5 protein-coding genes are annotated in these 13,298 nt (G+C 47.7%); 2 read left to right on the forward strand and 3 right to left on the reverse strand.

Annotated features, from left to right (window positions below):
- Positions 1-12: 12 nt before the first annotated feature.
- Positions 13-3,645: a family 78 glycoside hydrolase catalytic domain gene (locus ACXAGX_RS11660; protein ID WP_474838482.1), complete on the forward strand. Its 3,633-nt coding sequence runs from the start codon at positions 13-15 to the stop codon at positions 3,643-3,645.
- A 23-nt stretch (positions 3,646-3,668) separates the two neighbouring features.
- A complete protein-coding gene (locus ACXAGX_RS11665; protein WP_474838484.1) occupies positions 3,669-5,681 on the forward strand; it encodes a glycoside hydrolase family 3 protein in 2,013 nt (670 codons plus the stop codon).
- A 116-nt stretch (positions 5,682-5,797) separates the two neighbouring features.
- Here the strand turns inward: ACXAGX_RS11665 and ACXAGX_RS11670 are convergent, their stop codons facing one another.
- From ACXAGX_RS11670 to ACXAGX_RS11680, 3 genes are read right to left on the reverse strand one after another with little or no spacing between them, the layout of a single operon-like run.
- Positions 5,798-7,630: a glycoside hydrolase family 2 protein gene (locus ACXAGX_RS11670; protein ID WP_474823945.1), complete on the reverse strand. Its 1,833-nt coding sequence runs from the start codon at positions 7,628-7,630 to the stop codon at positions 5,798-5,800.
- Between the two features lie 29 nt (positions 7,631-7,659).
- Positions 7,660-10,347: a family 78 glycoside hydrolase catalytic domain gene (locus ACXAGX_RS11675; RefSeq protein ID WP_474838486.1), complete on the reverse strand. Its 2,688-nt coding sequence runs from the start codon at positions 10,345-10,347 to the stop codon at positions 7,660-7,662.
- The gene (locus ACXAGX_RS11680; protein WP_474838488.1) at positions 10,337-13,219 is read right to left on the reverse strand and encodes a TonB-dependent receptor; all 2,883 of its coding nucleotides are present in this window, start codon (positions 13,217-13,219) and stop codon (positions 10,337-10,339) included. The genes ACXAGX_RS11675 and ACXAGX_RS11680 overlap by 11 nt, the downstream gene beginning before the upstream one ends.
- Between the last annotated feature and the right edge of the window lie 79 nt (positions 13,220-13,298).

Raw genomic sequence — 13,298 nt, forward strand, 5'->3', positions numbered from 1 at the left:
CTGGAGATTTGCATGCGCAAACTAATACTCACTCTTGCTGTTGCAGCACCTGTAACAATACTTTCAGCCTGTAGCGGCACAGACAGTGCCGGCAGTTCATCTGCACCATTTGATTTAGCGGCGCTTAAAACTGAGTACCGCAACCAGCCCATTGGCATTGACGTCACCGCGCCTCGCTTTAGCTGGCAGTTGGCTGCAAAGGGAGAAGAGAAAGGCTTAAGCCAGTCTGCTTATCAAATCCGTGTGACTGACGAAAACGGCGCGCAGGTATGGAATTCCGGCAAGCAAAACTCCGCACAAGCGCTTCACATTACCTATCAAGGCACGCCCTTGCGCCCGCGTACCCAATACACCTGGCACCTCACAGTGTGGGACAACGATGGCGATGAAAGTCAGGCCATGTCCACTTTTGAAACCGGCTTACTGGATCCCTCTTTGAACGCCTGGAACGGCGCAACTTGGATAGGCGGCGATGATGATGCCCTTCCCCTTTACGGTGATTATTTGCCACTGTTCCGCATTAGCGCAGACGTAACCATTGAAGAAGGAAGCACGGCTGGCGGTATTGTATTTGCTGCGAATGATCCGCGTATGATGGACAAGTTCAAAAACATCTATCAGGTAGAAAGTGGCGAAGACGAGAGCTATTTTAAAATTGAACTGGATGTAGCCGGCGTTGAAGACGGTAAACCGGCAACGCTGAATTTTTACCGTGCAGGCTATACGCAAAACGACACCCCGGATACGCCGGTTAAATCCTTTGCTATTAAGCCGTCTTTGCTAAACGCTTATAACCGCCACAAGCCTCACAACCTGCTTATCAACAATGAATTCGGCAATGTTACCGTTCAGTTAGATGGTAATTCGGCTTTTTGGGTCGGTGCTGAATCGGAAGAGAAATCTGGTTTTCAGTTAATGTTCCCGCCACTGGTTGAAGGGGCCACGGTTCAGCTCAATCCTCTGGGTCACAACCACGACTACGTCACCTATGGCATGCTCAACGATGTCGGTGTAGCCGCGGATGCGGGTTCAACCGTCACAGTAAGCAACCTGACAGTGAGCAACATGCATACGCCGCACAGTGTGCTGTTTAGTGGCGCTGAACATGGCGCTGCATTTGCCGAGAAATCCAGCCAGGTAAGCGATACCAAGGCCGGTATTAGATTCACCGGTTCTAAAGACAGTCAGCTCGTGGTTGTTGATACCCAAAGTAACGGTATGCCCCAACTGCGTACAGAATTCGATGTCGCGGACAAAGTGGTTAGCAAAGCGCGCTTGTACGTTACCGCCCGGGGCATTTACGAATACTACGTGAACGGCGAAAAGGTGAGTAACGATTACTACAACCCTGGCTTAACGCAATACAACTTAACCCACTTGTACCAGTCTTACGATGTCACTGATGCCGTTCAGAACGGTGAAAACGCCATGGGCGCCCGACTAGGCGAAGGTTGGTGGAGTGGCATGCTCGGCTTCGGTAACACCTGGAATGGATTTGGTGATCGCCAGTCGCTGCTCGCGCAGTTAATCATTACTTACGAAGACGGCTCGGAAAGTGTTGTGATCACCGAACCAGGCAACTGGCAATTTAGCGACAGCTCGCCAGTGGTGTACGGTAGCTTATCGATGGGCGAAGTGTTCGATGCCCGTATCGCAGAAGAACAGGCAGGCTGGGCTACCACATCGTTCGAGCGCGAATGGGAACCGGCTGCCGAAATTTCACTAGAGTCAACTAAAGCGCAGAATGTACAACCAAACATGATGCGCCCGGCGCAAACGCTGTCTTACGACAACATGAAGCTTGTAGGGCAAATTGGTGAACCCGCCCGCGAATTTACCACTGTTCAGGCAAAAAGTGTGGAAGAGGTACGTCCTGGTGTATTTGTCTACGACCTTGGACAAAACATCGTTGGCGTACCTCGACTACATTTTGCGAATGGTAAAGCCGGTGAAGCCGTTACCGTACGGTTTGCCGAAATGCTCTATCCGGACTTACCAGAATCAGGCCCGAACGTGGGCATGATCATGACCGAAAATTATCGTGCCGCCCTCAGCCAGGATATCTACATCATGACTGACGGCGAGCAAACCTTTGAGCCTCATTTCACCTCGCACGGATTCCAATACATTGAGATAACGGGTGTAGACAAGCCATTACCGTTAGAAGCCGTTAACGGTGTGGTAGTCAGTTCAGTACAGGCGCTTACTGCGCGCTACGAAAGTTCTGATCAGAAGGTAAACCAGCTGTGGTCTAACCTTACCTGGTCGAATGTAGACAACTTCTTATCTGTTCCTACAGATTGCCCGCAGCGTAACGAACGTATGGGCTGGTCTGGCGACATCAACGTATTTGCGCCTACCGCAACCTATGTTAGCGATGCCTCCCAGTTTATGCGCCGGCACTTACAGGCCATGCGCGATACCCAGGCTGAGAGCGGTCGCTATGCTGATGTCGCCCCGGTTGGCGGCGGCTTCGGTGGCGTGCTTTGGGGCGTAGCCGGTATTACCGTACCGTGGGAAACGTACTGGCAATATGGTGATAAAGGCTTGTTGGCAGAACATTATTCGTCAATGAATGAATACATGACATTCCTACATGACTCCATCGACAGCGAAACCGGATTAAGCACAGACTCAGGATTGGGCGACTGGTTAGGGCCGCAGAATAATCAACTGGGCGCAGATTATCTGGCTACGGCTTATCACATTTATGCGCTGGATATTATGAAACAGGTTGCCATTATTCTTGATGATGACGCCATGGCCCATGAATACCGCGAGCAATATGACGAGCGAAAAGCTTTCTTCAACGATAAGTTTGTGAATGATGAAATGCAAACAGTTGGTCTGGTGGGTGGCCCTAGTATGTTTAATCCGGTGGCTCCACCGGCAGAATGGGCAGTTGCAGACACCCAAACCTCGTTTGCAGTTGGTCTGGCAATGAACGCATTCAACGAAGACAACGCAGCGGCGATGGCAGAGAAACTTACCCACTCGGTATCGTCACAAAACGTTGACGATGCAGGGAAAACCCGCCCTGCTTACTCCTTGATGACCGGCTTTATCGGCACGGCCTGGATCAGCAAAGCGCTGTCTGAGAATGGCTATACCGATGATGCATACCGCTTATTGCTCAACGACCAGTATCCGTCGTGGTTGTATCCTATCGACCAGGGTGCAACAACAATTTGGGAACGCCTGAACGGTTACACTGTTGAAGACGGATTCGGTGGCAATAACAGCATGAACTCCTTTAACCACTATTCGTTCGGTGCTATTGGTGAGTGGTTAATCAGTCACTCAGGCGGTATTCAACGACTGAGCCCCGGTTTTAAAACCTTTGCGTTGAAGCCAGAGTTTGATCCGCAGAACGAAATTGACTGGGTAAAAGCAGAATATGATTCACCTTACGGAAAAATTTCGAGCCACTGGCAAGTAAAAGATGGTAAGTTTGACTACCGGGTAACCATTCCTGCTAACACTACAGCAACAATTTCGTTACCCGGTGCGCAGCAAGCATTGAAGATTGACGGCGAGAATGTGAATGCCAGTAAGTTCGTAACTAACGTTTCCCGTACCGATGAAATGAACACCTTTTCACTCGGCTCTGGTACTTACCAAATCACAGGCGCCGTTAACGAATAATTATCCGGTCAAGGACACGATTAATGAAAAAGCATACAGCAACATTGGGTAGTGCCTGCCTAATCACTACCGCTATGCTTACTGGTTGTGGCGAGAAACCCTCGCCCGCCCAGGTTGAGCAACCGAAGAAAGATGCCTCCCCTGTAAGCCAGGTGGCGGTTAAAACCACCAGCAAAGCGGTTATCGAACAGGACGGCCAAACGTTCCGCGATTTGAATGCCGATGGCAAACTTACCCCGTATGAAGACTGGCGTTTACCCGTTGAAGAACGTGTGGCCGACTTGGTTGCCCGCATGACGCTGGAAGAAAAAGCTGGTGAAATGGTACATGGCACCTTGCCGGGTAAAAATGGCTTTGCTGGTTTTTCTCAGGACGGCTATGACATCGATGTCGCTGCTTCCCTGTTCAAAGACAAACACATCGGCAGTTACATCAGCCGTCTGAATATGTCGCCGGCAGATCTGGCCGTTGAGAACAATAAAGTCCAGGCGCTGGCAGAAACAACCCGACTAGGCATCCCGGCGATCATCAGTACCGATCCGCGCAACCACTTCCAGTACGTGTTAGGGGCTGCTGAGTCTACCGATGGTTTCACGCAGTGGCCTGAACCTCTTGGTTTTGGTGCGCTGAACGATCCTGAAGTGACCGAACAGTTTGGTGACATTACCCGTCAGGAATACCGCGCAACCGGTTTTACCATGGCGTTATCACCGCAGGCTGATTTAGCCACCGAGCCTCGCTGGCCTCGTATCATTGCCACCTTTGGTAGCGATGCTGGTGAAGTGAGTCAGCAGGTGGGCGCGTACATTCGTGGTTTCCAAGGCAGTTCTAATGGCATCACGCCGGAAGGCGTATCAACCGTGACCAAACACTGGGTGGGTTACGGTGCAGCGGTAGAAGGTTTTGATGGCCATAACTACTACGGCCGCAATGTACAACTGGATGATACCAGCTTTGAAGATCATATCCGCGCATTTGACGGTGCATTCGAAGCAAAAACCACCGGCATTATGCCTGCTTATCCTATCTTACACGGCATCACTGTAGACGGTGAACCAGTAGAAGCAGTAAGCCCGGGCTTCAACAAACAAATACTGCAAAACCTGCTGCGCGGCGATGCCGGCTTTAAAGGCGTTGTAGTTTCAGACTGGGCGGTAACCCGGGACTGTAGTAAAGAATGTAAGGCACCGACTAAACCACAGGGCGTGCGGGAAATTGCGACGCCATGGGGTGTGGAAGACCTGACTATTCCTGAGCGTTTCGTGAAAGGTATTACCGCAGGTATCGACCAGTTCGGCGGTGAAGACCAGCCTGAGATCATCGTTAACGCGGTACATGAAGGCAAACTGACAGAAGCGCGTATCGATGAGTCGGCCACCCGTATTCTTACACTGAAGTTTGAGCTTGGTTTATTCGACAACCCCTACGTGGATGAAGCGACTGCAGCATCGAATGTGGGTAAACCGGAATGGCGGGCACTGGCTCGTGAGGTTCAGGCAAAATCCCAAGTGCTACTGAAAAATGCAGATAAGCTGCTGCCACTGGCAGACTCTATGAAGAAAGTGTTCGTTGATGGCTTAAATGCAGAGGCACTGACCGCTCGTGGTTTTGAAGTTGTGACCGACCCGGCCCAAGCCGACTTTGCGATTTTCCGCTTCTCGACGCCAAGTGAAAAGCTGCATCCGAATCACTTCTTCGGCAGCCGCCAGAATGAAGGCCGCGTGTCATTCCGCGAAGACGATGAGAAATATCAGCAAATGTTGGCCGTTAGCCAGCAAGTGCCAACTATCTTATCCGTCTTCCTGGAACGCCCCATGATCATGGGTGAACTGAACAATACCGCAGGCGCTATTCTGGCTAACTTCGGTAGTGCAGACGATGCCGTGATTGATGTGCTTACTGGCAAGGTATCACCCACCGGCACCCTGCCGCTGGAACTGCCTTCTTCTGATGAAGCCGTAGAAGCACAGAAGCCCGGTTACGCTGACGACAGCAAAAACCCGCTGTATAAGCGCCGTGAAGGACTGACGTTCTAATCCTGATGTTTAAGCGCTAATGAAAAAGGCAGCTTCGGCTGCCTTTGTTATTTTTAGTTTTCGTCATTTCATTGATGCAGTCAGCTCTGATATCATGAAATATTAAAGGAGTCCGCCTACTTCTTCTCGTAGTATCGCTTAAGCACGTCGAAAGCCTGTTTTTTCTCGCCTTTTTCAGACATGAGGCCTTTGCGATTAAAGTCGTTTTGTATTTCGGGAAGCAATCGACGAGGAGAGCGAAAATCGGTCAAAATCCAAGGGGACATACCACTTAACCCATCAATTTTATCCAACATGGTGACAGTTTTATCGTAAAGATCTGCTTGATATTCTTCTGTCCATCGCTCGTCTTTCTCTCCATGTAGACCATATTTCGCGCCAGCACCAAATTCGCTTACAAACACGGGTTTGTCATAAGGAATACGCCACGACACTTTCGTAAGTAATTCAGGTGTACCACCATACCAACCAATATATTGATTGAAACTAACAATATCGACTGCTTCCGCCAGCGGATCTTCAACCACTGTCAGGTTTTCAACTTTACTGTCCCAATGGTTCTCCATAGCTGCAGAAATCAGGCGAGTACCATCGAGTTCACGAGCGGTATCAATCAAATCGGTAAGGAATTTAGTCCGTTCAGCTTTAACCGGCGTCTCGTTAGCAATAGACCAGATGATAACATTGGCGCGATTGCGGTCGCGAATAATCATGTCAGACAGTTGAGTCTCCGCATTCTCATACGTCTCTTTGTTAGTCCACGCTATTGTCCAGTACACCGGAATTTCAGACCACACCATGATGCCGCGCTCTTCAGCCAAACGCACCATATCTTCGCTATGAGGATAGTGAGCTAACCGAATGAAGTTCACTCCCAAAGATTTTGCCCAATCTAGCTGCGTTTTTCTGTCCTCGTGAGAGCTTACTCGTCCCCCGCCATTCTTAGCGAACTCCTCGTGCAGGCTTATTCCTTTTAGAAACACCGGCTCACCATTAAGTAAAATCTGCTTACCTTTTGTCTCAATGGATCTAAAACCCATTTTGTCGGTGATACTGTCGGTTTCACTCATTATTTCAACTTCATAAATCTTAGGTGATTCAGGAGACCACAGTGAAAGCTGTGGTGCCGAAATACTAAACGAAGCTAAACCCTGCTTGTTAGTTTTCACTTGAACCGACTTGTTCAACTCAGGAATAGAGACCGTAATAGCCTGCTTTAATTTCTTACCTGACAGCTGGACCTCACCCTTTATGCTGCCTGATTTATGATCTGTTAGCTTTATCTGATGGCCTGAAATAAAAGTATCAGGCACAGAAACGAGATCGACATCACGAGTCAAACCACCGTAATTCCACCAATCTGTGTTCAGGGTAGGAATTGCTTCTTTGTAGCGTTTATTATCAACCCTCACAATGAGGGAGTTCTCGCCGTTTCGAAGATGCTCTGTAGCTTCAAAAGCAAAAGGTGTAAAGCCACCTTCATGCATGCCTAGTTTTTTCCCGTTCAGATAAACATCAGCACGATAATTGGCCGCTCCAAAGCGGAGGAAAGTGCGGTCACTATTCGTTTCTGCGGTGAAAATTTTGCGATACCACAGCGTACCTTCATAGTAATAGAGTTTCTCACTTTGCGTGTTCCAGTCACTGGGAACGGTAATTTCTTCTGCTTTGTCGAAACTATACTCTATAAGGTCAGATTTATTTTGCGGCTTTGAATCCAGGAAGAATGCATCTCGAGTAGGGTTCTCTTTTTGATCTCGCTGCTGCCAGCGATAGTCATAAAACCCCAGTTCGTAAGGATCGACATGATATTTCCATTTCCCGTTCAGACTTTGTTTGTCATGCAGGTAAAGATCAGGAATTACATCTGCCAGTATTTTTGTGCTGCTGAAAACAGCTATTCCCATAACAATCCAGCGCATCATAATTTTATATTGCCTTTTTTCCATGATTACATCCTTTAATAAGCATTGTGTTGCTAGCGAGGCGAAACTACGTACTTACCACCGCTAAGCACAAAAATTTCAGAAGCCTTCTGATTCGGTAAAATAGTCCCCTTGCTCGATTCGGCTATAGATATCGTCGCTGTGCTAGCCCAGCCCAACTTACTCAAATCAACTTCTGCCACGACATTGGGTGGAACTGAAAACATAAGTGGCGAGGCAACACGGGCGGAGTTGTAACTCATTTCGACGACCCCTCTAATCGTCGGCACTGTTATGTCAAACGAGGAAACAGAAGCTGGTGCCGGAGATACAGATATCCTGGCAGCTCCCGCGGACAACACTCGAATACCAGCAAGGAATCTGGGTATGATATTGGCCGGTGCCGAGCCCCACGCATGTGAGAAGGTCGTGTTCGGTTTAATGTCCGGGTCCCAGGCCTCCATGACAATAGTCGCATCGTGTTTATTGATCATATTTAGCCAACTGAATGTGGCATCGCTGGTCATTACGCTAAGAGCCGTTTCATATTGCCCCGTCAGATACAGCCCCTCCAGAAGAAACTGCGCTGCATAGGCACTCACTTGAACGCCGCGCTTTTTAATATCTCTAGTTAGCGCTTCGCCAATGGCAGGTAGTTTTGATTTTTCAGCGATACCTAACGCGAGCGCAAAGATAGTGGCATGCTGTGAAGCGTGTGTAGATAAGTGCCCGTCAAGATATCGGCTGGCAGCGTTATCGAATAGATATTGATTAATTGCCTGTCGCATTCTCTCTGCAATCTGATTAAACCGACGTTGATCTTCTGTCTTACCGAGCACGCCAGCAATGTTCGCAATTGCGATAAGAGACGCATACTGCCAACAATTAACAACAGTGTTCACTTCTTTAAAATCAAAGTTGTCACGATTCGACACTGGCCAATCCACCAGGTCGCCATTAACCTTGCTGGATTCCCCAGGCGGCTTTTGCACGAGTCCAACTGGATTGATGTTCTCTAATAACTGATTCTCTAACATCAACGGATAATCTTCGGCGAGTTGATGCCCATCACCAGAATGAAGATAGTCTTGCCACGCTAGCGTTGATGTCAATAAACGGTATTCCGTTGGCCAGGTAGGATTACGAATCAGATAAGAGACGGAGTATTTAGCCAACCCAAATGAACGCTGAGTATAGTATTCGGATAGCTGGTTAATAATTGCATCACCCTCATAAGGGCCGCGTTCTCGGGTTGGTGTATCCTGATATAAATCTTGTCGAGTGGCTTTTATTGAGTAGTGACAGAGATCCCAGACTTTATTCAGCGATGCCAGGTTGCTAATGAACGACGACTGCGTTTCGTCCCAAGGCATCTCTAGAACTTCAGCGGTGATTGATGATGAAATATCTAATGGTGCGTTTGTGATAACTTCTACCCAACGAAAGGCCCGGTATCCCCAATGAGAGAGTGACTGTTGTCCATCTCGAAGAGTCCACACATCTCGATAAATCGGGAAAGCCCGCAACTTATAGCGGACAGTACCGTCAGGGTTTAGCTCTTCACCTAAACGAATTTCAACATGTTGTCCTGCTATTCCATGCCCTGAGAATGCGATTCCACCAACAACCTCCTTACCAAAATCAAGGATCCAGTGGTGTTTTCCCACCTTCTCGATAGAAGCTGGTAGCCGCTTTGTAAGCTGAGCAGAATCTACCTTGGCCGGACGCATATCTGACAATGCAACATCAGCAATAGCCGCTGAATCCCACTCTCCACTTTGCTTGCCCGCACTTTTCCAATTCTTTGGTTCGTATCGTGCGTCGATAAATTCATTAGGGCCGTGGTAATACATATCTGTAAAGGTGCCAGCATCCGGCATCCATCTTTCAACCCCCATCACCATCCAGCTTTCATCAGATAAGACTTGCAGGCGAGAACCATTTTTGAACTGAACAATGAGCTCTGCAGTGAAAAATTGTTCATCAATACTGAAACACTGCGCAGCGAGCGTATTGTCGCCTTCTGCAATTAAACCCGTGACATCATAGGTATGGAATCGATGTTCCGATGACATTGGTCGGACAGGCCCAACCCCGACAATTTCGCCATTGAGCCAGCATTTGTAAACGTATTGCCTGGAGGGCTTAGTACTGCCTCCTGACAACTTTAGCCAGGCATGCGCTATGCCGCTATCGGAGATAGCGAACGTTTTACGAAAGAATGCCCAGTCATTTTGCTTATGTGTCACTGGCAGCCAAATTGGTTTCGCTGGCCACTGCCCAGTTTGGGGAGCAGTAATAATCTTGTGTGGTGCCGACCACTGAGATACATTTTTCTCATCCCATGTACGTACACGCCAAAAATAGACAGCATCAGGCTGCAACAGAATATCTTGGCTAAATTCGACCGAGGATGATTGCGCCGAGATACTTTTACCGCTATCCCATAACGTGTTACCAAGCTCTAGCGCTTCTTCTGACGAAGCTATCTGCACCTGGCTAGCTATCTGGATAGCTTGTGATTCTGGTAAAAGCCAACTAAAGCGCAAAGTCTCAGAATCGACACCGAGAGCTTCATCTCTTAGTGCCAACATCAGCTTGCCAGGACGCTCAGCGATAGAACTAGCAGTAGAATTAGACGCACAGCCGACTTGATGTAACACCAGCGCACCGCCACCGATAGCTAATCCAGCTTTAATTACGTGGCGTCGCCCATTATCAATTTGCTGTTTAGAACGCATATCGAGCCCCGACGATAAATGTTTTGCCGTCAAAATCAGTTCTTCTGGGGCGATTCATATTTCCCTCGAATTCTACCAGCGGCTCTTCAGTTAAATTAAATGCTTCAAAAGTAAGCACTGCATTTTCTGTAAGGTTATAGGATGCTGAGGCGTCTAGCTGTCCTCTGGCATCAACAGAACGTGCAGCTCCCGAGAATGTGCCGCCAGCAGCCATCTGGTACTCATCTCGCCAATTGTAAGCAAAACGAATGGCGTAACTATCAGCCTCGTAAAACACAACAGCGTTGTAGTTTCTTTCAGATACGCCTGCTAATACGGCATCCGTTCCGTTTATTTGCCCACTGACATCAATGAAAGTAAAGTTGAATAGACCTCCGAAACCACTCCAGAATCCGTCCAAGAAATCTAAATTCTGCTGTATTGATAGCTCGGCACCAGTGACATTAATAGTGTCAGCCGTATTTTGCTGTTGTGAAACAATAATGCCTGTGCCATCTGGCGTGTAACAGTCGAATACACCCTCACTATCTAATACGCCTGTGCCCGTAAGAGAACTGAACGGAAGGCCACCACCATCTGTTGGACATAAATTCACCGATGTAATAAAGCCGTCAATTTCTTTTTTGAACAGCGCCACGGTAATCGCACCGCCAGGTCGGTTGTACCATTCCAATGACATGTCGTAGGAGTTTGCGCTATAGGGTTCAAGGTTTGAGTTACCCAGAGTAGCACTAATTGGATTTGGATTTGTCGTGTCTGTTGATACCGAAACAGTCTGAGCTGGCGAGTTATCGCGGTTCAGCGGTCTCACAATAGTGTTGCTATAGGCGAGACGAAGAATAAGGTCTTCATTTAGGTTTATCGCAACATTAGCCGAGGGCAAAAGGTCATCGTAATCATTGGTAGTCGAAATTTGCTCAATGACACCATTGTTATTCCGCAAGGACTGTAGATCAGTGGTGTAATCAACATAACGAGCGCCGATATTGCCTCGGTATTCAAAGCCAGAAAATACACCATCGAATAATAACTTAGCGTAAACATCTGTGGATTTTGTTTTCGCTTCATAGTTGCCATTGAGTACAGCCCCATCGAACGGATTTATAACCCAGCCAGCAGTGCCTAACGCATACCCTTCTGGCACAGTTACAGGTTGCAAGCGGCTTTCTAAGACAGACGGATCAATTGATGTCCAGTTATTCAGAGTAGAGAGTTCTCCTCCCATGAAAGAAGCGCCACCAAGATAATGAACATCATTGACGAAATCGTTATTGATAAAGTCTGACGACAGGTTATCTATGCCCAGAACAGTATGTCGCTGACGCATACTTTCTTCTGTTCCATCGGTGTATAAAGCGCCAATCTCCAGTCCATTCACCGCACCGAAATCCAAGTAACGTTTGGCATTCACGCTAAGTACATTCATGTCTGTTTCTATATCACTGTCGGTGTCGGCAATGATAATTCGATTGTATCCGCCAATAGCTGCAGGTGCTTCCAGTACATGCGGAGGTGAAGCAACGTAATCCCCTAGAACATTACCGAGATCCCCTACATCTGCGAAGCCAACTCCCGCTTCATCTGTAACATCCATGGAAAACCCTTTCCAGTCGGCGCCGCCTGTAAAGAGATCTGCAACAAGTCCATTTTCGCCGCCATAACGGTAATCATATTGAATAGTCCGGGTTTCATTTTTCCCCCTGGAGTGCGCAATGGCTGCATCAATATTCCAATTGTCCAGCATCCAGTTCCAAGCCCAGTTGATGTTCAAAACTTCGTCTTTCATCGAACCAGGGCGTGGGCCCTGCGTTGTATCAACATTTGTCAGGCGGACATCAGTTACCACATACTCGGGATCTCCGCTTGCGTTATTTCCAGCGAAAACAGGATCGCTTAGCGCTTCTACGTTTGTCGTGCTTCCCTGATCTGATACAACCCATATGTCAAAAGGACGATCCATATCTCTGCTCGAATACAAAATTGAAAGCTGAGTTTCTACTTTATCGGACAATTTATATTGAAGGGCCGTTGAAACTCCAAGATTGTTACCGTCATAACTAGATACGATTTGACGAGCTTGACCTGGATAATAAACGTTTCCGCCGTCAGCCATTGTAACCGGATTGCCACTCTCATCATTGAGCTGGGAATATCGAGTTACCAATGTGGTATCGCGACGGTAGTTGTCCTGTGATGCTACAACGGCAAAAGTAACACCGAGATCATCATTAATATGCTGGGTAGTAGAAAGGAAACCTGACGGATTAGTCGATTCCGTCAGTGATTCATATGCCCCTTTCACTCCTATAGTTGTCGCACCATCTTTCAAGTCCAATGGCTTAGAAGTCTTCAAATTAATGACACCGCTTAATCCACCTGCTGGTGTGCTAGCGGTGGGTGACTTCATCACTTCCAGACCAGAAAACAAGTCAGACTGAAATACCCCAAATGATGTACCACCTTCATCAACGGGATCAGCAAACGGAAGCCCATTTATTAAAGTTCTGGAAAAGTCATCGGGTAACCCCCGGAGATTAATACTTGCATCCCTTGGACTGTTATTGGGGTTCGAATTACTGCGATTAATCTGCACGCCTGTAATTCGCTGTAGTGATTCCCCTAAATTTAAGTCGGGAAATGTCCCCATTGAATTGGCAGAAATTCCATCAACAATAGAGTCAGAATTGCGTTTGTTTTGAAGTGCATCCTGCAGGTTTCGGCTATACGCACCTCGTACCTCAATAGTTTCGATGTCCTCGTCTGTGACTTCTGCTTCCTGAGCGTTAACGCTCATCACAGATATACTGAGAACTAAGCTAACTGAAGCCGCCAAACTACTAATTTTAAATCCATTTTCTTTCGAATTAATCATGCCAAATCCCTCGAATTAAAGGAGTATTGCAGCAAAATCAATTCATCAAATTGCTACAATTGTTAATTAAAATCACGCA

The sequence above is a fragment of the Alteromonas sp. ABV4_515 genome (assembly GCF_056160345.1).